This is a genomic window from uncultured Anaerovibrio sp. (assembly GCA_902786545.1).
In the GTDB taxonomy this organism is placed as follows: domain Bacteria; phylum Bacillota; class Negativicutes; order Selenomonadales; family Selenomonadaceae; genus Anaerovibrio.
Genome location: CADACU010000003.1, coordinates 1 through 24,186, shown reverse-complemented (window position 1 = coordinate 24,186; position 24,186 = coordinate 1). Strand labels below are relative to the sequence as shown.

Here is a 24,186-nt window from a genome sequence, read left to right as displayed (position 1 = left end):
AAAGGAGGTTTATCAATGGCTGTTAAGAAGAAAACGACTGCAGAGCCTGAAGTGGTGGAGCAGGTTGCGGCAGAAGTGCAGGAAAAAGTAAAGAAGGTCAAGGGAGCCACTGCTTCCAAGAAAGCAACGCCTGCCAAAAAGACCGCCGCAACAGCCAAAAAGTCCAAGGAAAGTGAACCAGCCAAGGAAGCCAAGGCCACTAAGACCGGTGATGTTGCTAAAGCTAAGAAGACCAGCAGTACGGCTAAAGCGACCAAGTCAACCAAAACTGACAAGGCAACTAAGCCAGCTGAACAAAAAGCAGAAAAAAACAGTGAAGCAACCAAGGCGACCAAGACAGCTAAAGCTACTAAGACAACTAAGGTAGCTAAGGCCACCAAAACGGAAAAGTCTGATGACGAAAAAAAGGCTACTAAGAGTACTAAGACAGCCAAGGCACCTAAGGCTGATAAAGCAGCCAAGCCTGCTGTCCAAAAAGGTGATGCTGAGGAGAGCGATACCAAGTCTGTTGATAAGACAAAGGGAAAGTCCACTTCAAAAGGTAAAACTGTAAAGACCAAAGACGCTAAATCTAGCCAAGATGCGGCCAACATCGAACCGGCCGAGCCAGCTGAAGAAAAGGATGCTAAGAATTTAGCGGGACTGGTTGAACAGGCACGAATAAATGGCAATAAAATAACTGCCGGTGAGATATTGGAAGCCTTGCAAAAGCAGGATATTTCTCCGGAGGAGTTGGATGAAATCATCGTTGATAAATTCAGCAAGAACGGCGTTGAGGTGTCCTTTGACGACAATGTTTCTGACGATGATGTTGATAAACCTGATGAAGACGATGATGTTGATGTTGAAGTAGGCATAAATATACCTGATGGTGTAAACATAGATGATCCGGTTCGTATGTACCTGAAAGAAATTGGACGGGTACCTCTTTTGACCGGTTCCGAGGAAAAAGAACTGGCCCGTCGGATGGAAAGCGGGGTTTCGGCAGAACTGTGTATAGCAGCGGACTCCATTGTGAAAAAAGATGGCAAGTCCGGTCGGGACAGTGTAAGACCGATTTCTGAATGGACAAGGCTGTTGAATTTGGACAATAATAATGTTGCCCGTAAATATCTTCATCTGAAGAATGATATTATTACATCCATTGTGGGGCAGTACAAGGATACCATTATGGAGGATGAGGACTTCGACAGCGAGGTTTTTGCCAAGTACGATGAGGATTTGGGCAATGTGGAAATTGAGATTGCCCCATTATCGGACAGTGAAATTCAGGAGCTGTATACGGCCAAGGCCAATGGTGAGGATGCTCAGAAACGGTTGGCAGAAGCCAATCTCCGCTTGGTAGTGAGTATTGCCAAGCGCTATGTGGGCCGTGGAATGCTGTTCCTTGATTTAATCCAGGAAGGTAATCTGGGACTCATCAAGGCGGTGGAAAAGTTTGACCATACTAAGGGGTATAAGTTCAGTACTTATGCTACTTGGTGGATTAGACAGGCCATTACAAGAGCCATTGCTGATCAGGCCAGAACCATCCGTATACCGGTTCATATGGTGGAGACCATTAACAAGCTTATTCGGGTTACCAGACAATTGGTACAGGATTTGGGCCGAGATCCAAAGCCAAACGAAATTGCCAAAAAGATGGATATCAGTGTGGACCGGGTTCGGGAAATTATGAAAATTGCCCAGGAACCGGTGTCTTTGGAAACACCAATCGGTGAAGAAGAGGATTCCCATCTTGGTGACTTTATTGAAGACCATGATGCTCCAGCACCGGCGGAGCAGGCTTCCTTTATGATGCTGAAGGAACAGCTCACTGAGGTGCTCGATACCCTGACTGACCGTGAACGCCGGGTTTTGGTGCTCAGGTTTGGCATTGAGGACGGTCGGGCCCGTACCTTGGAAGAGGTGGGGCAGAGCTTTGGGGTTACCCGGGAACGCATCAGGCAGATTGAGGCCAAGGCATTGCGTAAGCTGCGTCATCCGACCCGTAGCAAGAAGCTGAAGGATTTCTTGGATTAAGAGTTTAATTTAAAGTGTTATGTATTTAAGGGGGACTGCTTGCGCCGTCCCCTTTTATGATTTAGCCCAATGAGGTGATTATATGTTAGACGCCCGTTTGCAGGCCGTGGCTGATTTTGTGCCGCAAGATGCCGGCGTGGCCGATATTGGTACGGACCATGCCTATTTGGCCATTGCTCTGTACAAAGCCAATAGCAATCGGAAGATTATCGCGGCGGATCTGAACCAAGGTCCCTGTGAAGCGGCCCGCCGTACCATACGAGAGGCGGGGATTGATGAAATAGAGGTCCGGCAGGGAGACGGCTTGGCTGCCTTAAAGCCCGGCGAGGTGGAAGCAGTGTGTATAGCTGGAATGGGTGGCAAGCTGGAGGCGGATATTTTGACCGCGCATCCTCAGATAGTAGAAAGCTTGCGTTGTATCATATTACAACCCCAGAATGGTCAGGATTATCTGCGGAAGTGGTTATATGATCATAAATGGCACATTGCTGATGAACAACTGGCCAAGGTTGATGGACGTATCTATCAGATAATCAAGGCAGTTCCAGGGGCAAAAGCCATGCCGTCGGAAGCGGAGCTGGTCTTGGGACCGGTGTTGTTGAGCAATAAAGTGCCACTTTTACTGGAGCATATTGAAGGCAATGTGGCAGTTTTACAAAATATAGCAGATGGTCTGTCAAAGGGTGGGGACAAAACAGCCGGCAAATTAGCTGAAATTCAACGGAAAATATCATTGCTGGAGGATTATTTACCATGAAGTGTCAAAGAGTAATGGGGATTTTGGAAAAACTGGCGCCGAAACGCCTGGCAGAACACTGGGATAATCCTGGTCTGCAGGTGGGCAACCCGGAGCAGAAGGTGTCCAAGCTACTGGTGTGTCTGGATGTAAGTCAGCCGGTGGTGGAGCTGGCTATAAGGGAACAGGCGGATATGATTATCAGCCACCACCCTATGATGCTTTTTAAAGGATTGTTGCCCATTCGTACCGACAGTTACGATGGAAAAATGTTACAGACCTTGCTTAGCCATAATATTGCTGTGTATTCGGCGCATACTAATCTGGACATTGCCAAGGGGGGCTGCAACGATATATTGGCGGCTCTCTGTGGATTGGAGCGGGTTGAGGGCTTTGCCCCCACCGAGGGAGATGCTGAGGAAAGTATGGGGCGGATAGGCTATGTCCGGGAGTCGATTCCCCTGGAGCAATTTGCCAATAGCCTATGCCAAAAGTTGAATACCAGTTATGTCAGGCTGGTAAGAGGGGGCAAGGCTACAGTTGGCAAGGTGGCCTTGTGCAGCGGTGCTGGGGCAGATTTAATCAGTAAAGCTGTTTTTCGGGGGGCTGATTTATTTATTACCGGTGATTTAAAGTATCACGAGGCACAACAGGCCTTCAAGCAAGGGATAAATATCATTGATGCCGGACATTTTGCCACGGAATTCCCTATGGTGAAGGCCCTTGCGGCCTATTTGCGGGATGAATTGGCTAAAACGGGAGAGCAACTCGAAGTTATCGAGGATGATATTTCCCAGGACTTTTTCCAGGTGATAAACAGGGAGAATTGATATGACACGACAGGAAACAATGAGCCTTTTTAACGCTTTTCCAATTTATGGGATAACCGCCGAGAAGGATTCACAGGGGCGGAGCAACTATGAGGTTGTAACGGCTATGCTCAAAGCTGGAATGAAATTTATCCAGTATCGGGAAAAGACCAAAAGCGGGCTGGCCCGTTATGAGGAATGTGTACAGCTGCGGGAACTCACGGCAAAATATGGTGCAGCCTTTATCATTGATGATTTTGTGGATTTGGCACTGGCAGTAAAAGCTGATGGTGTGCATATCGGACAGGATGATTTGCCACCGGAAGTGGTGCGGGAGCTGGTGGGGGAGGATATGGTCATTGGGTTATCAACCCATTCTCCTCAGCAGCTGCAGGCTGCCAACCAAAAGCAGAACATAATTGATTACATTGGTGTGGGGCCGGTGTTCGCGACTAAGACTAAAGCAACAGCTCAGCCTGTTGGTTTTTCCTATGTTGAATATGCGGCTGGCAATTCTGCTGTGCCTTTTGTCGCAATCGGTGGAATAAAAGATGAAAATATTTTCCGGGTTTGGGAACATGGTGCACGAAATTTCGCTGTAGTTACCGATATTACACAGGCTGACGATATCGAACATAAAATCCAAAACCTAATCAACAGTCTCAAAAGATAATCAAAATATTATCAATATATAATCAGATTAAGGTCCTAGGATTTGACACTGTTTTGGCTCAGTGGTATAATGTCCTTGTTATGAGCGTGAAAGACAATCGCTGACGGTGTTAGCCGTTTGAGGAAAGTCCGGGCTCCATAGGGCAGTGTGCTGGATAACGTCCAGCGGGGGTGACCCTAGGGAAAGTGTCATAGAAAAGGAAACCGCCTGCTAAAGAGTTGTCATTGCATGACAGTTTCTTGACCAGGTAAGGGTGGAAAGGTGCGGTAAGAGCGCACCAGCAGTCAGGTGACTGGCTGGCTTGATAAACCCCACATGGAGCAAGACCGAATAGGGAAGGATATGAAGTGGCCCGCTGACCTTCCGGGTGTGTCGCTAGAGTTGTCAGGTAACTGGCAATCCAGATAAATGATTGTCGCCGCGCAAGCGGAACAGAACTCGGCTTATTGATCACTCATAATATAAATAATAATGATGGGCTATACATCTATAAGAAAGCCTAATCCAGCCCACGGAGCGGGGGAACCAATTTTTGGGGTGAATGAAAACCGGCCTGGCCTATTTTGGCAGGAATGGTCTTAAAGGGTAGTCTTCTCTGCCCTAACCCGTCAGCTAACCTCGTAGGCGTATAGAGAGAGGAGTGTCTTTTTGGGTAAAATTATGCGCGTATTGGCGCTATCCATGGTTTTTGTGTGCTGTTTTGCCGTATGCAATGCTAATGCATTCCGTATGGGAGACCAGGGCAGTGAGGTAGCGGAAATTCAAGGCCAGCTGGCCAATCTTGGCTATGATGTAGTAGCAGATGGTGACTTCGGTCCGGCTACTGTTGAGGCTGTAAAGAATTTCCAGAGTACTCAGGGCATGGAGGCTGATGGTTTGGTTGGACCTACCACTTATTCAGCTTTGATGGGCAGAGAGATGCCACAGGTTAGTCGTAGCTTTAATTCTGTGTCCCGTCGTATCATTGCCAATTCCATGAATTACATCGGTGTGCCTTATGTATTTGGTGGCACGAGCCCTAGCGGTTTTGACTGCTCCGGCTATGTGCGTTATGTGTTTGCCAGCGCAGGAATCTATCTTCCACGCACGGCAGATGCCCAGTATGAAATTGGTATGCCGGTATCCCGTGGTGAGTTGATTCCAGGTGATCTGGTATTCTTCTCCACATACGATTATGGTGCATCCCATGTTGGTATCTATCTCGGCGATGGATCCTTCATCAATGCATCTTCCAGCCGTGGCGTTGCAATTGATTCCCTGTACAGTGGTTACTGGGGTTCTTGCTACATCGGTGCACGAAGAATTCTTTAAAAATTTGGGCGAAGCGTATGCTTCGCCAATTTTTTTGCCTTCACCTTTGGGAAAGGTGGCGGACTATGTCCGACGGATGAGGTCCATCCCTATAATTTTTTGCAGTAAAAAAGGATTGTCCATCTAGGACAATCCTTTTTCGATAAGCCTTTATTCGGCCTTCCGGACAACCTCAATCTGCACATAATCCAGTGGTCCGGGAATAGGTACATACTGTTTGCGGATAGTTACCTTAACTTCATCAACGACTGGGTGCTGAGCTATCAGCTTGTCACCGATGTGTCCACCCAAAGCCTGTAACAGATGAAAACGCTTATTTTCTACCGCTTCCTTGGTTGCAGCATAAATAGTACTGGAATCGATGGTGTCTGCTACATCATCTGATTCGACCACTTTATCGTTTCTGGTAGTAACCTCAACATCAAAATAAAACTTTTGGCCCTGCTCCCGTTCATATTCATACATACCATGAAAACCGTAGAACATCATATTTACAATCTTGATTTTTGCCACTAAAATCAGCTCCCCCTTCGTTGCAATATTCTCGTGTAAATATTATATTTCGCCAATAGTAATTATTTTCCTGCAAGAAATCACTTTATATCGAAAAAGCTTTCCAGCTGTTCGGCAATTTCCCGCAGCCCCCATGGCTGTTCCTTTAATCGGATTATGGCTTGGCGCAGCTGATGTCTTGTTGCTCCAATTATCACATCGGTATGGCTGGCACTGAGATTTACTGTTCCGGCAGAAACCGCCGCTTCAGCTCCCTTGCTCAACATGGTCTGTTTTAAAATATTGGCAGCCCTGGTATCCACTTTTTCAAGCTTTATAACATAGAAAATAAGCTTTTCCTTCATTATATCTGTACCGCGATGGGATACACCGATGGAGCGAAGCTCCTGCTCAATATCGGATACAGTGGCTGGATTTAAAATACTTATAGTGCTTTCCATTAAAAATTCTCCTTATGTCCAATGCTGATGGGGGCGAGGGCCTGTTTCTGTATACGCCGATGAGCACCCGTTAAGCAGTGGATTGATTGGACTAAAATCAGTGGCAGCGCAAAACTGTTACTGAATAAGTCTCATTTTACTATTGCCTTGACTTTGCTTTCATTGTATCATAATAAAGTGTCAGGTAACACACAGTAATTATGGATTATGAATTGGGAGATGTACTTGCCTTCCAACATTTAATCCCTAATTCCTAATTATAATATAGGAGGCATCTTTATTATGGCAAAAAAGCGACTTAATCCAGAAAGCTTTGATTTCCCGGTAGACGAGATTAAGAGCGGTTTGTATAGTGATATTTATTTCCTGCGGACTCAGGAGATTTTAAACCATGCCAATTATCATCCGCGGGTAACGATGCAGATTTTCCAGCGGGATTATGCAACCCTTTGCGGTATTGATGAGGCCATTGCCCTTATTAAGCGGTGCGCTTATCATCCGGAGAAAATAAAGATTCGTGCCCTCCATGATGGTGATAAAATCGAGCCTTGGGAGACTGTTATGACCATTGAGGGGGATTTGGCGGATTTCAGCCATTTGGAAACGGTCTATCTGGGGATAATTGCCCGCCAGACCAAGGTGGCTACCAACTGTGCCCGGGCAGTTGAAGCGGCCAATGGTAAACCGGTATTGTTCTTCCCATCCCGGTTTGATCATTACGCCGTGCAAAAGGGGGATGGCTATGCGGCCAAAATCGGCGGTATGGCCAATGTATCTACGCCGGCTAACGCCCTGACCTGGGGCATTGAGGCGGCTGGTACTATTCCTCACGCACTGATTGCTGCGTGTGGCGGGGATACCCTGAAGGCAACCCAGATGTTTGATGAATACATTGACCCGAAAATCAATCGGGTGGCATTGGTGGATTTTAACAATGATTGTGTCGGGACCAGTCTGAAGGTGGCCCGTGAGTTGGGTGATAAGCTGTATGGTGTGCGTCTGGATACTTCGGAAAAAATGGTGGATAAATCACTTATCGGTCAGATGGGACATTTCAAGCCAACCGGGGTTAATGAACAGCTGGTACGCAATGTTCGGGAAGCGCTGGATGCAGAAGGATTCAACCATGTAAAGATTATGGTATCCGGTGGCTTTAACCCAGAGCGTATCCGGTTGTTTGAAACCAATAATGTGCCAGTAGATGTGTATGCAGTGGGCAGTAATATTTTTGCAACCAATGCGGATTTTACGGCTGATATTGTTTTGGTTGATGGCAAGCCATGTGCCAAGGCTGGCCGGGCCTATAGTGACAATCCGCGTCTTGAGGAAGTGTAATTATGGGGGATATAGTGATATGGGCGATGGTGTTTGCCATGGTACTGTACGCTTTTTGGGACGAATTGTTTACTGAATAGTATGGGCTGGGAGTGGATATATTATCCGCTCCCAGTTTTGTCATTCTTAAGATAATGCTTTTCAAAATGCACAAAATTTAATATTATTAAATAAAATACTAAATATTATTAAAATATTAAATAGAGGTGAAAAATGGAAAAGTATTATTTAAGCGTGTTACAAAATATTATGGATATTGCCGGCGAGCCATTAAAAAAATTGCTGGATGTTTTTGGCAGTGGAGAAAGTATATGGATGGCCAGGGAAAAGGAGTTGGCATTCGCACATGTTCTGCAGGGAAATCAACTGGAAAGATTTCTGGCTTACCGGAGCAGCAACAAAGACCTCCCCTACCAAGTGGCCACCATTTGCCAAAAGAAACATATTTCCCTATGCAGTATTGATGATGATGAGTATCCGGCACTTTTGCGGGAAATCGATACTCCGCCCTATGTGCTGTTTTATCGTGGCCGGTTAGGTAATGACTTGCCGCGCATTGCAATGGTTGGGTCAAGAAAAATATCTCCTTATGGTCGGGCGGCAGCCGAGCGATTTAGTGTTGCTTTGGCCAGCCGGGGGTTTTCGGTAGTCAGCGGCGGTGCCTATGGTGTGGATACAGAAAGTCATAAGGGGGCTTTATCTGTTGGTATTACCGAGGCAGTTATGGGATGTGGGGTTGATATTGCCTATCCACCCACTAATGCAAATTTATTGGCAGAAATTTCTGAAACGGGAGCTGTTATTTCGGAGTATTTACCGGGAACACCGCCACTAAAACACAATTTCCCGGCCCGGAACCGGATTATTAGTGGTATGTCGTTGGGGACATTAGTGGTGGAGGCCGCTGAACGGAGTGGATCGCTTATAACAGCTGTGTGTGCCCTGGAGGCCGGGCGGGATGTTTTTGCGGTTCCGGCCAGTATTTTCGCTTGTGGCAGCCGGGGTTCCAACAAGCTTATTCAGCAGGGAGCTAAATTGGTACTTGACAGTGAGGATATAATATCAGAGTATAGGGATAAAATAAAATTAAAGACTTTATCAAAAAAAAATGGTAAGATGGAAAAAGATTTTGTATTATCAAAGGATGAGGAGAAAATTTTTTCCTTGTTGACACCTGATGAGCCAATGTCGGTTGATGATATACTTTATCAGCTGACTGAAGCTACACCGGCCCGCGTGTCTTACCATCTGCTGCAGATGGAGCTGCGGGGGCTGGTGCAGAGTGATGGGGCTCATCGGTATGTGAGAAAATAAAAAGGGGGTCATTTTGTGGCTACCACCCAAAATGAAAAAAATATAAAGAAAGCAGTTAAGAGTAGTTCTAAGGGGAAAAGTGCTACAAAAACAAAGACTACAGCAAAAAAAACTACCGCAAAGAAACGCACCAAGGCTGATAAACCAGTAAAAAATACTCTGGTGCTGGTGGAATCACCAACCAAGGCCAAAACCATTGAACGCTATTTGGGGAAGGGGTATGTGGTAAAGGCCTCCATGGGGCACTTGCGGGATTTGCCAAAAAGTCAGTTTGCCATTGATGTGGATCATGACTTTGAGCCCAAATATATAAATATCCGCGGCAAGGGTGCCCTTATTAAAGAATTGAAAAAAGAAGCCAGCAAGGCGGACAAAGTATATTTGGCTTCCGACCCGGACCGGGAGGGAGAGGCTATTGCCTGGCATTTGGCCCATATATTTGATATAGATGCATCCTCGGATTGCCGCATTGTGTTTAACGAAATTACCAAAAGTGCTATTCAGGATGCGATAAAGACGCCACACCCAATCAATATTGACCGGGTGGATGCTCAGCAGGCCAGACGAATGCTGGATCGGATTGTGGGCTATAAGCTCAGTCCACTGCTTTGGCGCAAGGTTCGCAAGGGGCTTAGTGCCGGACGGGTTCAGTCGGTTACTGTAAAGCTTATATGTGAGCGGGAAGATGAAATCATCAATTTCGTGTCAGAGGAATATTGGACCATTGGCACCAAGATGAAACATGGTAAGTCACATCAGTTTGCCGGGGAGCTGACCCACATTGACGGCAAGAAGCTGGATATAAATAACGGTGGTGACGCCAAAAAAATACAGGAGAAAATGGAAGCCTGCAAATGGCTGGTGAAGGATGTCAAGAAGACAGAGCGCAAGCGCAAGGCGGCTGCTCCGTTCACCACCAGCAGCATGCAGCAGGATGCTGCCAGAAAATTAGGCTTTACTTCCAAACGCACCATGATGGTGGCTCAGCAGCTCTATGAAGGTATAGAACTGGGACGGAAGGGGCCGGTCGGTCTTATTACATACATGCGTACTGATTCCACCCGAATTTCGGAGCAGGCAGTACAGGAGGCCAAGGAGTATATTCTCACCAATTTTGGTGACAAATATTATCCGGCCAAGGTAAATGTTTATCAGGCAGGGAAAAAAGCGCAGGATGCCCATGAGGCTATTCGGCCGACCAGTGTTATGCTGGCACCTGCGTCCATTGAAAAATATCTCAGCAAGGATCAGTTCAAGCTGTATCAGTTGATTTGGCAACGGTTTATTGCCTGTCAGATGGTGCCGGCAGTATATGATATGATTGCAGTTGCTACCACAAATCAGGCTCAGGGGAAAAAGGTGAAGGCCGGTGAATTTACATTGAAATCCTCTGGTTCGAAGCTAAAATTCCCTGGCTTTATGGCAGTTTATGCCGGCGTTGAGGCCAATGAAAAAGATGTGGTATTGCCGGAGTTGTCTGCCGGAGATGAAATCAAGCTGACCAAGGTGGAGCCGGTACAGCATTTCACTGAACCGCCAGCCAGATATAACGATGCCTCATTGGTAAAGGTACTGGAAGAGGAAGGCATTGGTCGGCCAAGCACCTATGCACCTATCATAGAAACTATTCTGACCCGTGGGTATGTTCAGCGCGTCAGCAAGTCATTCCAGCCAACAGAATTAGGCCGGGTAGTGGTTGAAATGCTGAAGGAGTATTTCCGTGATATCGTGGATGTAAAGTTCAGTGCTGAGCTGGAAAATGAGCTGGACAGCATTGCGGAAGGGACACTGGACAAAACTGCCCTGTTAAGAAATTTTTATGGCCCATTCTCAGAGACATTGGAGAAAGCTGATGAGGCAATTGGTCATGTGGAGCTGCCGGTAGAAGTATCAGATGTGCCGTGCGATGTTTGCGGTCGGATGATGGTGGTAAAACAGGGGCGTTTTGGCAAATTTTTGGCTTGCCCAGGCTTCCCGGATTGCCGTTGTACCAAGCCGTTGCTGCGGGATACTGGACTGCACTGTCCTAAATGTGGAGGCAGCATAGTAGAAAGAAAAACCCGACGAGGTAAGAGTTTTTATGGTTGCAAAAATTATCCTGAGTGCGATTTTGCCACCTGGGATGTTCCTCAGGCCGAAAAATGCCCTAAGTGCGGCTCTTTGCAGTTAAAGCATTATTATCGCAATGGTCGGGGGATTTTGTATTGCTATAACGACCAGTGTGAAACAAGAATAGATAATCCAATCAATAAAGAATTGGAAAAACAACAAAAGAAAGCAGAAAAAGCAAAAGAGGGAAAGAATGGATAAAATTATCGTGGTAGGTGCTGGCCTGGCAGGGAGTGAAGCAGCCTGGCAGGCGGCCCAGCGAGGTATACAGGTTGACCTCTATGAAATGCGCCCTCAGACCAATACACCAGCGCATAAAACAGGGCTGTTTGCGGAGTTGGTCTGCAGTAATTCCCTGCGGGGAGCTGGACTGGAAAATGCCGTAGGCGTATTAAAGGAAGAGATGCGCCGTCTTGGTTCCATTATAATGGAGGCGGCGGATGCTACCAAGGTGCCGGCTGGTGGAGCTTTGGCCGTAGATCGGGTAGGCTTTAGTCAGTATATTACGGACAGGGTTTCCAACCATCCGCTGATAAAGGTGATTTACCAGCAGGTGGAGGCTATTCCTCAGGAAGAAAATGCAGTTACCATTGTGGCCAGTGGCCCGCTGACGGAAGGAAAGCTGGCTGAGGCCATTGGTACTCTTATGGGGCAGGAATATTTGTATTTTTATGACGCAGCGGCGCCAATTGTTACCCTGGACTCTGTGGATATGACCAAAGCCTGGAAAGCATCCCGCTATGGCAAGGGGGAGGCAGCCTATATCAACTGCCCGATGAATAAGGAAGAATATCATAATTTTTGGACTGAATTGGTCAATTCGGAAAAAGCCCCAACCCATAATTTTGAAAAAGAAAAATTCTTTGAAGGCTGTATGCCTGTGGAGGAGATGGCTTCCCGGGGGGAGGATACTCTCCTGTTTGGGCCATTGAAGCCGGTGGGGCTGGAAAACCCAGCCGATGGTAAGCTGCCCTATGCCGTGGTGCAGCTGCGGCAGGATAATGCAGAAGGAACGCTCTACAATATTGTAGGGTTTCAGACCCATTTAAAATGGCCGGAGCAGCGGCGGGTATTCGGTATGATTCCCGGACTGGAACATGCTGAATTTGTCCGGTACGGAGTAATGCATCGGAACACCTTTATCAATTCGCCGGAGACTATGCGGCCCACCATGCAGTTCAAGGATAATGACAAACTGTTTTTTGCCGGACAGATGACTGGTGTAGAGGGCTATGTCGAGTCGGCATCATCTGGACTGGTAGCCGGTATCAATGCGGCAAGGCTGTGTCAGGACAAGGAACCGGTGGTATTTCCCCAGGAAACGGCCCATGGCTCCTTATGTCATTACATTACCACAGCACCAGCCAAACATTTTCAGCCAATGAATGTTAATTTTGGCATTATGTCTCCGATAAAGGAGAAAATACGGGATAAAAAGCTGAAAAAGCAGCGCATAGCCGAACGGGCCCTGGCTACTTTGGATGAATTTAAACAGCAGCTGTAATGGCGAAGGAGACTTTTATGGATAATCAATTTCATGCAACTACTATTGTTGCCGTTAAGCATAATGGAAAAACGGCCATTGCCGGTGACGGCCAGGTTACCTTTGGCCAGAATACTGTAATGAAGGCCAATGCCCGTAAGGTGCGCCGACTATACCATGACAAGGTTCTGGCTGGGTTTGCCGGTTCGGTGGCAGATGCCTTTACCCTTTTTGAAAAATTTGAGGCCACATTGGAGACCTACAATGGAAATCTGCCAAGGGCTTCAGTGGAGCTGGCCAAGCAGTGGCGTACCGATAAGGTGCTTCGCAAATTGGAGGCCTTGTTGCTGGTGGCTGACAAGGATAATCTCCTGATGATTTCCGGTAATGGTGAGGTAATTGAACCGGATGGCGGGGTGGGGGCTATTGGCTCCGGTGGATTTTATGCCCTGTCAGCAGCTAGGGCTCTGGTAAAGCATACTGATTTGTCAGCGGCAGAAATTGCCAAAGAGGCCCTGACCATTGCCGCAGATATTTGTGTATATACCAACCACAATATTAAGGTTGAAGAAATAGAGTGATTTTGGGGGAACATATTCATGAATGAACAAACACCAAGACAAATTGTTGAGGCTTTAGATAAATACATTGTAGGGCAAAAGGATGCCAAACGGTCTGTGGCCATTGCCCTTAGAAACCGGTGGCGCAGCCGTCAGCTGGACAGCGAGAGCATGAAGGATGACATTGTACCAAAGAACATTTTGATGATTGGCTCAACTGGTGTGGGGAAAACAGAAATTGCCCGCCGTCTGGCCAAGCTGGTACAGGCGCCTTTTATTAAGGTTGAAGCTACCAAGTTTACTGAGGTGGGTTATGTGGGCCGTGATGTGGAGTCCATTATCCGTGATTTGGCTGAAACCTCGGTTCGTATGGTTCGTTCCGCCCGTTTGGAGGGAGTTCAGGAAAAAGCGGCAGAGTTGGCTGAGGAACGGATTTTGGATGTAATGGTGCCGGAGCCAAAGAAATCCGTGGTCAATCCCTTCGGGCAGCTATTTGGCGTGTCGGAAAATGAAGAGCAGGAATCAGGCGAAGCTGAGCCTAAACAATATCAGGCTGGCCGGGAATGGTGCCGTAAAAAGCTGTTGGCTGGCGAGTATGAGGATCAGCTGATTGAAATTGATGTGGAAGATAACAACAAACCTATTGTCGGGATGTTCGCCGGTTCCTCCTTGGAAGGGATGGGCGATAACCTGCAGGATATGTTGGGTTCAATGATGCCGAAAAAACACCGGAAGCGCAAGGTGACGGTTGAAGCCGCCCGCAAGCTGTTCCAGCAGGAGGAAGCCATGAAGCTGGTCGACATGGAAGAGGTTACCGAGGAAGCGGTGAAGCTGGCTGAAAACAGTGGTATTGTATTCATGGATGAGATTGATAAGGTGGCTGTCAGCGGCAACAGCGGTGGACACGATGTGTCCAGAGAAGGTGTACAGCGAGATATTCTGCCAATCGTGGAGGGATCTACTGTTATGACCAAATATGGACCAGTGAAAACTGATCACATTCTCTTTATTGCAGCCGGAGCTTTCCATATGGCTAAGCCATCGGATCTTATTCCGGAGCTGCAGGGGCGCTTCCCGATTCGGGTGGAATTGACTTCCCTTACGGAGGAGGATTTCAAGCGTATCCTCACCGAGCCACAGAATGCTTTGATAAAGCAATACAAAGCTTTGATGGGAACAGAAGGGATTGAACTGGAATTCACTGATGGTGCTATTGACCGCTTGGCCAAGCTGGCCTGTGAGGTCAACAATCAAAATGAAAACATCGGTGCCCGCCGGTTGCACACCATTTTGGAAAAATTATTGGAGGAGCTGTCCTTTGATGCACCGGATCTGGAGGAGAGCCAGGTGGTTATCGACGAGGCCTATGTGGATAAAGCTTTATCAGAAATCGTAGTTAATCAGGATGTCAGTCAGTTTATTCTTTGATGCATAAAAAGTGAATATTTAAAAGATTTATAATATTGCAAAAATAATCACAAAATTATTGTGATTATTTTTGTTTTTTGTGATAGAATATATTTCACAAAAATGGTAAAATATTTTTAATTTTTGGGAGGATGAAGGATGGCGACACTGTTAGAAAGAACAAGAAAAATAAACAAAGTGCTTCAGCGGTTTCATACGGTCGAATACAATGAAGTGGCAATAGTGTTGAGCAATGTTATCAATGCTAATACATATATAGTGGATGTTGATGGAAAAATTCGCGGATATGCCCTTCAGGATGATTTTGAATGTGATCTGATGATGGATAATGTGGTTTCGGAGGGGCAGTTTCCACGCCATTATGTGAACTGGCTGAATAAAATAAATGAGACTTCTGCCAATCTCCGTTCCAAGTCGGGGCTTTGTGCTTTTGTGGATGATTCTGAAACCAAGTGTAAGTTTCACGGGAAAAACACGACAATCGTGCCAATATATGGGGTCGATGAGCGGATTGGGACTCTGGTGGTAGCCAGATATAATGAAGATTTTACCAATGATGATTTGCTGTTGGCCGAATATGGTGCAGCGGTCGTCGGCATCGGTATGCTGCATGAGCGGTCCGGAAAAATTCAGGAGGAGTCCTTGAAATACAAGGCTGTCAAGACTACCCTCAAGGAATTGTCCGTTTCAGAGGAAGAAGCGATAATTGCCATATTCCGGGCGTTGGGCGACAATGAAGGCACGATAAATGCATCGCAGATATCAGATGACAATGATTTGGTTTCCCGTTCTGTAATAGTAAGTGTGCTTAAAAAGCTGAAGGTGGCTGGTATCGTCATACCTAAGTCCCAAGGCATGAAAGGAACCCATATCCAGATCAAGAATGAGTACCTCTTGGACGGGATACGGGAACTGGCACGGGAAAAGGGAATTAAATTCTAAAATATTGGCAGACAATGGTACTGTTTACTGGCGGCACAGGATTGCCGCTATGAATACTTGTAGTTTGTGAAAGCAGGGAGCTTGAATACAAGGCACCCTGCTTTTGCGTTTAAAAATAAGTAGGCCATTATATCGAGTGTTTGAAAAATAATTAGCCCCAAAAATAAGCCAAAAGTCACAAAAATCAACTTTTTACACAAAATAGCAAGATATTTCTTCTTAAAAACAAGGAAAAATGGTAGAATATACAAGGAGTTTTATTGTTAAGTGTAGAATAGTAGTATTGTGTATACTTGTGCAATAAAATAGTTTTGCGACAGGGCATTTCGTATGAGGAGAGTGAGAGCAGATGTTAGACCAGTTGGTTAATGCACCAGTGATTGATTATATGTCCCGAGGTATGTCTGCTGCCAATTTACGACACGAAGTAATAAGCAATAATATAGCCAATGTCAACACTCCTAAGTTCAAAAAGAGTGATGTGGTGTTTGAAAGCCTGTTGGCCAAGGAATTGGGCTTGTTTGATGAGCAGGGCAAGCTTGAGGTGGTAAGAACCCATGACAGACATATGCCTATACCGATGAAAGGACGGGCTATGCCGGAGGTAATAATGGATACCAGCACTACAATGCGTACTGACAAGAATAATGTAGATATTGACAAGGAAATGGCTAATCTGGCCAAGAACCAGATTTATTTTAACGCCTTGGCCAAGGAGATGGGGTCTCACTTCCAGAAGGTCAAGACCATCATAACCAGCAAGTAATTATTTATTATCTTTCATAAATACAGAATGGAGAATGGCTTATGAGTATGTTCGGTGGCATAGACGCAGCAGCTTCAGGGCTTACAGCAGAGCGTCTCAGAATGGATGTTATATCCAATAATATAGCTAATGTCAATACAACCAGAACGGAAAAGGGCGGCCCTTTTAAACGCAAGTTTGTTGTTTTTGAGCCAAGGGAGCTGCACAATAAAAATTTTGCCAGAGTGCTGTCAGGTGAGATTGCAAAAAGCGAGTTTGGCAAAAAGAGCGGCGATGGTGTACGGGCGGTTGCCATACAGGAAGACAACACCCAGGGCAAGCTGGTATATGATCCTGGCCATCCGGATGCCAATGCTGATGGTTATGTAGAATTGCCGAATGTAAACATAGTAAACGAAATGGTGGATATGATTACGGCTTCCAGAGCATACGAAGCTAATGTAACCACTATCAATGCAGCGAAGAGTATGGCCTCTCAGGCCTTGAATATAAGCAAATAAATGAGGTGACATGATGCAGATAGAGCCATTACAGATGACCCCGGTTTCCATGCATGCGGAGAGTCATTTGGGAGAAACTCAGGAACCACCTGTAGTCAAGAGCTTTGGTGAATATCTTGGTGATGCTCTTGGCAATGTTAATGCCCTGGAAAAAGAGTCAGAGCGACTGAAGGCGGCATTAGCGGCAGGTCAGGTTGAGGATATATCGCAGGTTGTTGTTGCTGCTGAAAAAGCAGATATCGCAGTCCAGCTCACCCTTCAGGTCAGAAATAGAGCCGTAGAGGCTTATCAGGAAATTATGCGTATGCAGGTTTGATTTTCTGTCTTCATTAAGCAAAGCATAGTGAAGGGATTGAGAAAATGGGCGAATGGAAAGAAAAATACCTTCAGCTCTGGGAAAAACTCACCAAGCGGCAGCGCTATATGGCCATTGGCGGCGTAGTGTTGCTTTTGGTGGCTGTTTTGGCGGGCAGCTTTATGTTTGGTGGCAAACCGGATATGGTTCCCTTGTTTACTAATATGGAAACCAAGGATGCCGGTGAAGTCGCCGCAAAGCTGAAGGAAAGTAAAGTTACATATGAAGTTCAGGAAACCAAGCAGGGTACCACTATACTTGTACCTTCTGCTGATGTCCATGAAGCTAGATTGAACCTTGCTACCGAGGGATTACCTCATGGTAACAAGGGGTTTGAGATATTTGATGATAGCAAGCTGGGCGTTACGGAATTTCAAAACAAAGTAAATTATCTTCAGGCACTGCAGGGCGAACTCACCAGAACCATCGAGCAGATTGAGGCAGTAGAGAAGGCCCGGGTTCACATTGTTCTGCCGGAGGACAGCTTATACAAGAAAAATGAAAAACCGGCTACAGCATCCATTATGTTGAAGCTGAAGCCGAATACCCAGTTAAATAAGAAAGAAATCAAGGGTATTGTTAATCTGGCATCCCGCAGTATTCAAGGGCTGATGCCGGAGAACATTACCGTTGTTGATGAAACCGGCAAGATATTAAACGATCCGGATGATGATGAAGAACATAATGTAAGCATGCAGACCATGACCCAGCTGGAAATGACCCGCAAGGTTCAGGAGCGTATGCAAAAGGATGTTCAGACCTTGTTGGATCAGGCTTTGGGTGAAGGCCGCTCCTATGTCCGGGTTAATGTAGAACTGGATTTTGACCAGCGTCAGACTGATAAACAGACATTCACTCCTGTAGTGGATGAATCCGGTATTATTCGTAGTGAACAGATTGTAAATGAATCTTACAACGGCACATCCAATAATCCTGGAGGACCAGCCGGTACCCAGTCCAATGTACCTGGTTATGTGGCTGTTGAAAATAATACAAATGCCAATTATTCCAAGAAGGAATCTACCAAGAACTATGAGATAAATGAGGAAAAGGAGAAGACAGTTGCTTCTCCAGGGTCTATCCGGCGGGTAAATATCGCTGTTTTGGTCAATGAGGATATCACTCCGGCTCAGCAGGAAAGCATTATGCGTTCCGTTTCTTCGGCTGTGGGAATCAATCAGGACCGGGGCGATACCGTATCCGTTGAACCATTGCCATTCAGTACAGAGCTTGCTGACAGACGGGCTGCGGAGGAGCAGGCTGAAAAAGATCGTCAGGCAAGAAATATGTACATTACCATAGCTTTGATAGTACTGATTATCGCTTTGATTGTGGGCTTCTACATTATGAGAAAGCGCAAGCAGGAACGCTTGGCAAGAGAAGCCGCCGAAGAGCAGGCAAGACTGGAAGAGGAAGAGAGACAGCGTCAGATGGAAGAGCGTGCTGCTGCTATTGAGTCCGGCGAGGTTGAGCCGGAAGAGCTTACCCCAGAGGAACAGCAACATATCAACGAGCGCCAGTTCATCGAGGATCTCATCCGCAACAAGCCTGCCGAGGTTGCTTTGCTTATTAAGACCTGGTTGTCGGAGGATTGATGACAATGGATATGTATTCTGAAAAAGAGCCTGAACTGACTAACACGCAAAAGGCGGCAGTTCTGTTCATAACGCTCGGTCCAGAGTATTCTGCTATGCTGTTCAAGCATATGAACGATGAGGAAATTGAAAAGCTGACCTTGGAAATCGCCAATCAGAAGCAGGTTTCTGCCGAACAGAAAAAGGCGGTTATCAGCGAATTTTACCAGATGCTTATGGCGAGAAATTATCTCTCCACTGGTGGTCTGGAATATGCACAAAATGTACTGGAAAAGGCTCTGGGTTCCGAGAAGGCTTCCCTTATTATCAGCCGGCTCACTACCAGCCTGCAGGTTAAGCCGTTCGACTTCCTGCATAAAACAGACCCGGCCCAGTTGTTAAACTTTATACAAAATGAGCATCCTCAGACTATAGCCTTGATTATGGCTTATCTGGAGCCTGATCAGGCGGCAACCATATTGTCGTCTCTGCCAAATGAACGGCAGGCTGAGGTTGCTAAAAGAATAGCTGTAATGGACCGTACCTCGCCAGAGGTATTGCGTGAGGTTGAGCGGGTATTGGAGCGGAAGCTTTCATCGCTGGTTACTCAGGACTTCACCGATGCTGGTGGTGTCAAGTCCATCGTTGAGGTACTCAATAGGGTTGACCGTACTACCGAAAAAGCCATTGTTGAGGCCTTGGAGGTTGACGATCCGGAGCTTACCGAAGAAATCAAGAAGCTCATGTTCGTATTCGAGGACATTGTAATGATCGACGACCGTTCTCTCCAGATGGTACTCCGCGAGGTGGACACCAAGGATCTTTCCTTGGCCCTCAAGGCAACCAATCCGGATGTTCAGGCCAAGGTATTCAAGAATATGTCCAAGCGTGCCGGCGATATGCTGCGTGAAGAAATCGAGTTCATGGGTCCTGTTAAGATTCGTGATGTTGAGGAAGCTCAGCAGCGTATTGTAAATGTTATCCGGAAGCTGGAAGACAAGGGCGAAATTGTTATTTCTCGTGGAAAGGGAGACGAGATGATTGTCTAGGGTTCTAAAGGGTGTTGTCTGGCAGGAAGATCCTCATATTGTGGATACACCCAAATTCGAGCGTCCTGCGGTTGAGGAAGCCGTTGATATGGATGATGAAACGCGGGAAAATATAATGCGTAACATCCGCCAAAAGGAAGAAAGAGCGGACCAGATGCTCAAGGATGCCAAGATTGCCAGTGAAATCATAAAACAGGAAGCCAGAACTGAAGCTGACAAGCTTGTTGAAGAAGCTAGGCAGCAGGCTGACCAAATACAGAATGAAGCCAAGGAAGCTGGGCGTCAGGAAGGCATTGAGCTTGGCCGTCAGGAAGGTATGGAACAGATTAAGGAAGAACAGCACCATATTATTTTGGATGCTAACGCCAAAGCTGAAAATACCATTAAACAGGCTCAGGAAGAAGCCCTTGACTATGTTACCAAGGCGGAAAATACTATTGCCGAAATTGTTATGGATGTAGCCGATAAGGTTATACCCCAGCATTTTATTGATGTGCCTCAGCTGGTACTTCCTTTGGTACAGAATGCCATTGAAAAGGTTAAGGATCAGCCGAGTGTAAAAATACGGGTAGCTCCGGAGGTTTATGAGCTGGTACTGATGGCCCGGACCGAGTTTCTGGCCAAGATGGAAGGCAAGGCGGAGCTGGAAATTGTATCTGATGAAACCCTAACCGTGGGCGATTGCGTGTTGGAATCGCCCAACGGTACCATAGATGCCAAGCTGTCAACACAGCTGGAAGCAGTTAAACAGTCTATTAGGGATGTTATGAAATAATGGAAATCAACCTGAAAAAGTTTACTGATGCAATAGAAAATTGCAAGTCCATGAAGATGGTGGGCAAGGTTGTGCAGATGGTCGGCCTGGTTATTGAATGCCAGGGACCAAATGTCAGCATGGGTGAGTTGTGCTATGTTAAGTCGCACTTTCCTGATGTGGAGCCGGTGCCATCTGAAGTGGTAGGCTTTCGGGATGGCTTTGTCCTCTTGATGCCATTGGGTGATTCCAAGGGGATAGGACCAGGCTGTGAGGTTGTATCTGCCCAGAAGGTCCTACAGGTTCGGGTTGGACCGGAGCTGTTGGGACGGGTAATAGATGGTCTTGGTAATCCAATAGATGGCAAGGGCCCGATTCTTTGTCAGGAGGAATATCCGTTGCAGGCTGACCCTCCCGCACCATTGGATCGACCGGTTATTACCGATTCCCTCTATGTAGGAGTGCGGGCCATTGATGGCCTTATCACCATGGGCCAGGGACAGCGTATCGGCATTATGGCCGGCAGTGGCGTGGGGAAATCCACATTGTTAAGTATGATAGCCAGAAATACCGAGGCTGACATAAGTGTTATCTCTCTGGTGGGAGAGCGTGGCCGTGAGGTAAAGGAATTTATCGAGCGCGATTTGGGTGAGGAAGGTCTGAAACGGTCTGTAGTAGTGGTGGCTACCTCTGATAAACCAGCTTTGGTGCGTATCAAGGGGGCAATGACTGCGACGGCTATTGCGGAATATTTCCGGGACCGGGGCCGCAAGGTTATCCTGATGATGGATTCGGTTACCCGATTCGCTATGGCGCAGCGTGAGGTTGGTTTGACTGTTGGTGAACCACCAGCGACCAGAGGTTATACACCTTCTGTGTTTGCGTTGTTGCCAAGACTGCTCGAAAGGGCCGGCACTAGTGAAAAGGGGTCTATTACCGGTATTTATACCGTATTGGTGGATGGCGATGATATGAATGAGCCAATTGCTGATGCGGTGCGAAGTATTTTGGATGGTCATATTGTACTGTCACGAAACATTGCCGCGCAAAACCATTTTCCGGCTATAGATGTGCTCAGTAGCGTCAGCCGTGTTATGTCAGCGGTAGTGCCTGATGAGCATATGGATGCCAACCGTAAACTTCGGGCCTTGATGGCCGTGTATAAGGATGCAGAGGATCTTATCCATATCGGAGCCTATGTAAAGGGCTCCAGTGCCAAGATTGATGAAGCAGTGGAGAAGATTGACAAAATAAATGATTTCCTGTGCCAGGGGGTATTTGAAGTGGAAAGCTTCGAGGATACCATCAGGCGTCTGGAGGAAATTTAATTATTGTTGGGAGGGGAGTGTGCTGTGAAGAAATTTAGATTTCAGCTGGAAACCCTCTTGAAGGTTACCAAAATGAATAAGGACCAGGCTCAGGTTGAGTTGGCCACCGCTACTAAAAAGCTGGAGGAGGCCAGACACCATTTGGATGAGCTGTTGGAACAGATGGCCCAAGGACACAGGGACTATGATGCCCTTACCAGCAAAGGTTCCATTACCATAGGCACACTTATGACCTACAACAGCTTTTTTAACTGGAAGCGTGAGCAGATCGAACAGCAGCAGCGACACATTATGGAGTGTCAGGCTGAGCGTCAGCAACGGATGACTGAGCTGGTAAAAATAATGAACAAGCTGAAAAGCATTGAGCAGTTGAAGGAAAAACGGTTTCATCAATATATGGCCGAGGTTCTTTTTGAGGAACAAAAGCTTTTGGACGAAATCGGTGGGCAGCTGTACTTCCGGAATATGGCATAAAAGCTAATCTATTGTGATTTGGCGGTGAGTGTATATGATGCGGATTGAAGGGCTGGAAAGTGTAGTCCAGCGGATTGAGGAACTGAATAACCGATTTGGTCTAAATAAACAGGCGTACAACAAAAATGCTGTGGGAAAGGCCAATTCTTTTGCTGCTGAGCTAAAGGCGGCTGAGGGGCGGCTGAATCCTTCCATGGATTTCAGTGGAAAAACCGTTACTCCGACTAGCTTCGCTGGGGATACTGGCAGCATAATCAGTGCTGCGGCTCAGAAATATAATGTGGATCCGAAGCTGGTAGCTGCTATTGCCCAGACAGAATCCGGTGGCAATCAGGCAGCGGTTTCCTCTGCCGGAGCCGTGGGAATAATGCAACTTATGCCAGATACGGCCGCTGCTTTGGGGGTTGACCCGTACAATAAGCAGCAAAATATTGATGGGGGAACCAAATACATCAGACAGATGCTGGACACCTTTAACGGTGATGTGAAGAAGGCTGTAGCGGCGTACAATGCCGGTCCTCAGGCTGTTAAGGATTATGACGGGGTTCCGCCTTATCAGGAAACCCAGAATTATGTTAATAAGGTATTGGATATTTATCGATAATAGTAATATAGGGTGAATTTAATGGCAGATTTGGAAGAAAATGAAGAAAATGGCAAAAAGCCGGGGAAATTCAAAAGAATATTGAAGATTATCATCATTTTGATTGTTTTATTGATTTTGATAATTGCAGGCTTCTTTATCGGGATTTATTTCCGCCTCATTGATTCCAATGAGATGAATGAAAAATATGCCTTGTACGATATGCCAATTATCGGTGAATATTTCGTCAAGCCAGCTCCTGAGCAATCATCAGTGGATGAAGCCGTGAAGAAAAACGAGCAAAAAAAAGATGATAAAAAGGTACAGAAAAAATCCAAGCCGGTGGTTTTGAGCAAGGAAGAAATTGAAAAGCAGACCAAGGAAAGATTGGCAGCGGAAAAGAAGCGTGTTTCCAAGCTGGCCCGTCTCTATAACGAGATGAAGCCGGAGGATGCCGCCAAGATTTTGGAGGGTATGGAGGATGATATTGTTATATCCATTCTGCAAAAGATGGATGAGTCTCAGGTATCGCAGGTGCTTACCAAGTTTGATACCGACCGGGCGGCCAATATCACCAAGATTATGTACAATGGCCTGCCAAAACGGCCGATGCAGAACCCACCAATCACTGAGCAGGAACAAAATCCAAATGCTAATAATAATTAATTTATACTTAATGGTAGTTTAATAATTGACAGGTATAATTATTCTATAGCTGATTGCCGCCATATGGTGGTTATCATAAATTATTTATTATTTTTAAGGAGGTGAATATATGGGAACAAACATCAGTGCAAATCTTTTTGCTTCAGCCCCAGCGGTGGCAGCTAATGGTGTGAATTCTGTTAAAGCGGTTTCGTCAGTTGATAGCCGGAGTACAGCTACCAGCCAGCAGGGAAAGGATTTTTCCTCAGAGCTGAAAAATGCTTCAGCGGATGACAAGGCTGCTGTTATGCAGCAGGAAGCCAAGGCGGCTGCAGCCGAGACACTGCCGACCAAGGAGGCCAAGGCAGACACAGTTGGCAAAGAGTCTGGCGGTGCTGAAGAAAAAACCGAGTTGGCCGCCGAGGAAACTGTAGCAGTCGATGTTGATGAGCTTGGTGATGCAGCTGAGAATTTAGCCGCTGT

Annotated in this window: 24 protein-coding genes, 1 other RNA gene, 2 pseudogenes and 1 riboswitch; of the genes and pseudogenes, 25 read left to right on the top strand and 2 right to left on the bottom strand. The window is 46.5% G+C overall.

Annotated features, from left to right (window positions below):
- Nucleotides 1-15: 15 nt before the first annotated feature.
- From QZV24_RS01095 to QZV24_RS01065, 7 genes and pseudogenes are all read left to right on the top strand, one after another.
- A pseudogene (locus QZV24_RS01095) lies at nucleotides 16-972 on the top strand (sigma-70 factor domain-containing protein); the annotation flags it as partial.
- A gap of 327 nt (nucleotides 973-1,299) precedes the next feature.
- A pseudogene (rpoD, locus tag QZV24_RS01090) lies at nucleotides 1,300-2,022 on the top strand (RNA polymerase sigma factor RpoD); the annotation flags it as partial.
- An 82-nt stretch (nucleotides 2,023-2,104) separates the two neighbouring features.
- On the top strand, nucleotides 2,105-2,779 hold the full coding sequence (locus tag QZV24_RS01085) for a class I SAM-dependent methyltransferase (RefSeq protein ID WP_294518879.1): 675 nt from the start codon (nucleotides 2,105-2,107) through the stop codon (nucleotides 2,777-2,779).
- Nucleotides 2,776-3,588, top strand: a complete 813-nt coding sequence (locus QZV24_RS01080; protein WP_294518876.1) for a Nif3-like dinuclear metal center hexameric protein — start codon at nucleotides 2,776-2,778, stop codon at nucleotides 3,586-3,588. Before QZV24_RS01085 ends, QZV24_RS01080 begins: the two co-directional genes overlap by 4 nt.
- Before the next feature lies 1 nt (nucleotide 3,589).
- Nucleotides 3,590-4,240, top strand: a complete 651-nt coding sequence (thiE, locus tag QZV24_RS01075; RefSeq protein ID WP_294518873.1) for a thiamine phosphate synthase — start codon at nucleotides 3,590-3,592, stop codon at nucleotides 4,238-4,240.
- An 81-nt stretch (nucleotides 4,241-4,321) separates the two neighbouring features.
- Nucleotides 4,322-4,701, top strand: an RNA gene (rnpB, locus tag QZV24_RS01070) — RNase P RNA component class A.
- A 25-nt stretch (nucleotides 4,702-4,726) separates the two neighbouring features.
- A riboswitch (cyclic di-AMP (ydaO/yuaA leader) is annotated at nucleotides 4,727-4,883 on the top strand.
- Between the two features lie 5 nt (nucleotides 4,884-4,888).
- On the top strand, nucleotides 4,889-5,551 hold the full coding sequence (locus tag QZV24_RS01065) for a C40 family peptidase (RefSeq protein WP_294518870.1): 663 nt from the start codon (nucleotides 4,889-4,891) through the stop codon (nucleotides 5,549-5,551).
- Nucleotides 5,552-5,701: 150 nt separating this feature from the next.
- Here QZV24_RS01065 and folB read toward each other — a convergent pair whose 3' ends face one another.
- Together folB and QZV24_RS01055 are read right to left on the bottom strand one after the other, a co-directional pair.
- Entirely contained in the window at nucleotides 5,702-6,064 is a 363-nt protein-coding gene (gene folB, locus QZV24_RS01060) for a dihydroneopterin aldolase (protein WP_290655782.1), read from the bottom strand.
- A gap of 80 nt (nucleotides 6,065-6,144) precedes the next feature.
- Entirely contained in the window at nucleotides 6,145-6,504 is a 360-nt protein-coding gene (locus QZV24_RS01055; RefSeq protein WP_294518866.1) for a dihydropteroate synthase, read from the bottom strand.
- 282 nt (nucleotides 6,505-6,786) lie between these two features.
- Here QZV24_RS01055 and QZV24_RS01050 point away from each other — a divergent pair, with 282 nt between their 5' ends.
- From QZV24_RS01050 to QZV24_RS00965, 18 genes are all read left to right on the top strand, one after another.
- Nucleotides 6,787-7,839: a nicotinate phosphoribosyltransferase gene (locus QZV24_RS01050; protein ID WP_290655777.1), complete on the top strand. Its 1,053-nt coding sequence runs from the start codon at nucleotides 6,787-6,789 to the stop codon at nucleotides 7,837-7,839.
- Between the two features lie 213 nt (nucleotides 7,840-8,052).
- Nucleotides 8,053-9,153 (top strand): DNA-processing protein DprA, encoded by a 1,101-nt coding sequence (gene dprA, locus QZV24_RS01045; protein WP_294518861.1) that lies wholly within the window; start codon nucleotides 8,053-8,055, stop codon nucleotides 9,151-9,153.
- Between the two features lie 15 nt (nucleotides 9,154-9,168).
- A complete protein-coding gene (gene topA / locus QZV24_RS01040; RefSeq protein WP_294518858.1) occupies nucleotides 9,169-11,463 on the top strand; it encodes a type I DNA topoisomerase in 2,295 nt (764 codons plus the stop codon).
- The gene (gene trmFO, locus QZV24_RS01035) at nucleotides 11,456-12,766 is read left to right on the top strand and encodes a methylenetetrahydrofolate--tRNA-(uracil(54)-C(5))-methyltransferase (FADH(2)-oxidizing) TrmFO (protein WP_294518855.1); all 1,311 of its coding nucleotides are present in this window, start codon (nucleotides 11,456-11,458) and stop codon (nucleotides 12,764-12,766) included. Before topA ends, trmFO begins: the two co-directional genes overlap by 8 nt.
- 17 nt (nucleotides 12,767-12,783) lie before the next feature.
- The gene (gene hslV, locus QZV24_RS01030) at nucleotides 12,784-13,326 is read left to right on the top strand and encodes an ATP-dependent protease subunit HslV (RefSeq protein WP_294518852.1); all 543 of its coding nucleotides are present in this window, start codon (nucleotides 12,784-12,786) and stop codon (nucleotides 13,324-13,326) included.
- A gap of 18 nt (nucleotides 13,327-13,344) precedes the next feature.
- Entirely contained in the window at nucleotides 13,345-14,733 is a 1,389-nt protein-coding gene (gene hslU, locus QZV24_RS01025; protein WP_294518849.1) for an ATP-dependent protease ATPase subunit HslU, read from the top strand.
- 138 nt (nucleotides 14,734-14,871) lie between these two features.
- Nucleotides 14,872-15,675, top strand: a complete 804-nt coding sequence (codY, locus tag QZV24_RS01020) for a GTP-sensing pleiotropic transcriptional regulator CodY (RefSeq protein ID WP_294518845.1) — start codon at nucleotides 14,872-14,874, stop codon at nucleotides 15,673-15,675.
- A gap of 349 nt (nucleotides 15,676-16,024) precedes the next feature.
- Nucleotides 16,025-16,441 carry a flagellar basal body rod protein FlgB gene (flgB, locus tag QZV24_RS01015; RefSeq protein WP_290655764.1) on the top strand — a complete coding sequence of 139 codons (417 nt, stop codon included), beginning with the start codon at nucleotides 16,025-16,027 and terminating at the stop codon, nucleotides 16,439-16,441.
- Between the two features lie 41 nt (nucleotides 16,442-16,482).
- Nucleotides 16,483-16,941: a flagellar basal body rod protein FlgC gene (flgC, locus tag QZV24_RS01010; RefSeq protein ID WP_294518840.1), complete on the top strand. Its 459-nt coding sequence runs from the start codon at nucleotides 16,483-16,485 to the stop codon at nucleotides 16,939-16,941.
- A gap of 13 nt (nucleotides 16,942-16,954) precedes the next feature.
- Nucleotides 16,955-17,257 (top strand): flagellar hook-basal body complex protein FliE, encoded by a 303-nt coding sequence (gene fliE, locus QZV24_RS01005; RefSeq protein WP_294518994.1) that lies wholly within the window; start codon nucleotides 16,955-16,957, stop codon nucleotides 17,255-17,257.
- 44 nt (nucleotides 17,258-17,301) lie between these two features.
- Complete coding sequence (gene fliF, locus QZV24_RS01000) at nucleotides 17,302-18,891, top strand: flagellar basal-body MS-ring/collar protein FliF (RefSeq protein ID WP_294518838.1); 1,590 nt, start codon at nucleotides 17,302-17,304, stop codon at nucleotides 18,889-18,891.
- Nucleotides 18,892-18,902: 11 nt separating this feature from the next.
- A complete protein-coding gene (gene fliG, locus QZV24_RS00995; protein ID WP_294518991.1) occupies nucleotides 18,903-19,919 on the top strand; it encodes a flagellar motor switch protein FliG in 1,017 nt (338 codons plus the stop codon).
- Nucleotides 19,912-20,694 carry a FliH/SctL family protein gene (locus QZV24_RS00990; RefSeq protein ID WP_294518834.1) on the top strand — a complete coding sequence of 261 codons (783 nt, stop codon included), beginning with the start codon at nucleotides 19,912-19,914 and terminating at the stop codon, nucleotides 20,692-20,694. The genes fliG and QZV24_RS00990 overlap by 8 nt, the downstream gene beginning before the upstream one ends.
- Complete coding sequence (gene fliI, locus QZV24_RS00985) at nucleotides 20,694-22,001, top strand: flagellar protein export ATPase FliI (RefSeq protein ID WP_294518831.1); 1,308 nt, start codon at nucleotides 20,694-20,696, stop codon at nucleotides 21,999-22,001. The genes QZV24_RS00990 and fliI overlap by 1 nt, the downstream gene beginning before the upstream one ends.
- A 24-nt stretch (nucleotides 22,002-22,025) precedes the next feature.
- Nucleotides 22,026-22,475 (top strand): flagellar export protein FliJ, encoded by a 450-nt coding sequence (gene fliJ, locus QZV24_RS00980; RefSeq protein ID WP_294518829.1) that lies wholly within the window; start codon nucleotides 22,026-22,028, stop codon nucleotides 22,473-22,475.
- 34 nt (nucleotides 22,476-22,509) lie between these two features.
- Nucleotides 22,510-23,079, top strand: coding sequence for a lytic transglycosylase domain-containing protein (locus QZV24_RS00975; protein ID WP_294518826.1), 570 nt, complete (start codon nucleotides 22,510-22,512; stop codon nucleotides 23,077-23,079).
- A gap of 21 nt (nucleotides 23,080-23,100) precedes the next feature.
- Nucleotides 23,101-23,724, top strand: coding sequence for a MotE family protein (locus QZV24_RS00970; RefSeq protein ID WP_294518823.1), 624 nt, complete (start codon nucleotides 23,101-23,103; stop codon nucleotides 23,722-23,724).
- Nucleotides 23,725-23,833: 109 nt separating this feature from the next.
- Nucleotides 23,834-24,186, top strand: a 353-nt coding sequence (locus QZV24_RS00965; protein WP_294518820.1) for a hypothetical protein, incomplete at its 3' end; no start/stop codon positions are given.

Bases quoted from the DNA above. Each gene is read 5' to 3' on its own strand.
- QZV24_RS01085 (WP_294518879.1), top strand. From the start codon at position 2,105: ATGTTAGACGCCCGTTTGCAGGCCGTGGCTGATTTTGTGCCGCAAGAT.
- QZV24_RS01080 (WP_294518876.1), top strand. From the start codon at position 2,776: ATGAAGTGTCAAAGAGTAATGGGGATTTTGGAAAAACTGGCGCCGAAA.
- thiE (WP_294518873.1), top strand. From the start codon at position 3,590: ATGACACGACAGGAAACAATGAGCCTTTTTAACGCTTTTCCAATTTAT.
- QZV24_RS01055 (WP_294518866.1), bottom strand. From the start codon at position 6,504: ATGGAAAGCACTATAAGTATTTTAAATCCAGCCACTGTATCCGATATT.
- QZV24_RS01050 (WP_290655777.1), top strand. From the start codon at position 6,787: ATGGCAAAAAAGCGACTTAATCCAGAAAGCTTTGATTTCCCGGTAGAC.
- dprA (WP_294518861.1), top strand. From the start codon at position 8,053: ATGGAAAAGTATTATTTAAGCGTGTTACAAAATATTATGGATATTGCC.
- trmFO (WP_294518855.1), top strand. From the start codon at position 11,456: ATGGATAAAATTATCGTGGTAGGTGCTGGCCTGGCAGGGAGTGAAGCA.
- hslV (WP_294518852.1), top strand. From the start codon at position 12,784: ATGGATAATCAATTTCATGCAACTACTATTGTTGCCGTTAAGCATAAT.
- hslU (WP_294518849.1), top strand. From the start codon at position 13,345: ATGAATGAACAAACACCAAGACAAATTGTTGAGGCTTTAGATAAATAC.
- codY (WP_294518845.1), top strand. From the start codon at position 14,872: ATGGCGACACTGTTAGAAAGAACAAGAAAAATAAACAAAGTGCTTCAG.
- flgB (WP_290655764.1), top strand. From the start codon at position 16,025: ATGTTAGACCAGTTGGTTAATGCACCAGTGATTGATTATATGTCCCGA.
- flgC (WP_294518840.1), top strand. From the start codon at position 16,483: ATGAGTATGTTCGGTGGCATAGACGCAGCAGCTTCAGGGCTTACAGCA.
- fliE (WP_294518994.1), top strand. From the start codon at position 16,955: ATGCAGATAGAGCCATTACAGATGACCCCGGTTTCCATGCATGCGGAG.
- fliF (WP_294518838.1), top strand. From the start codon at position 17,302: ATGGGCGAATGGAAAGAAAAATACCTTCAGCTCTGGGAAAAACTCACC.
- fliG (WP_294518991.1), top strand. From the start codon at position 18,903: ATGTATTCTGAAAAAGAGCCTGAACTGACTAACACGCAAAAGGCGGCA.
- fliI (WP_294518831.1), top strand. From the start codon at position 20,694: ATGGAAATCAACCTGAAAAAGTTTACTGATGCAATAGAAAATTGCAAG.
- QZV24_RS00975 (WP_294518826.1), top strand. From the start codon at position 22,510: ATGATGCGGATTGAAGGGCTGGAAAGTGTAGTCCAGCGGATTGAGGAA.
- QZV24_RS00970 (WP_294518823.1), top strand. From the start codon at position 23,101: ATGGCAGATTTGGAAGAAAATGAAGAAAATGGCAAAAAGCCGGGGAAA.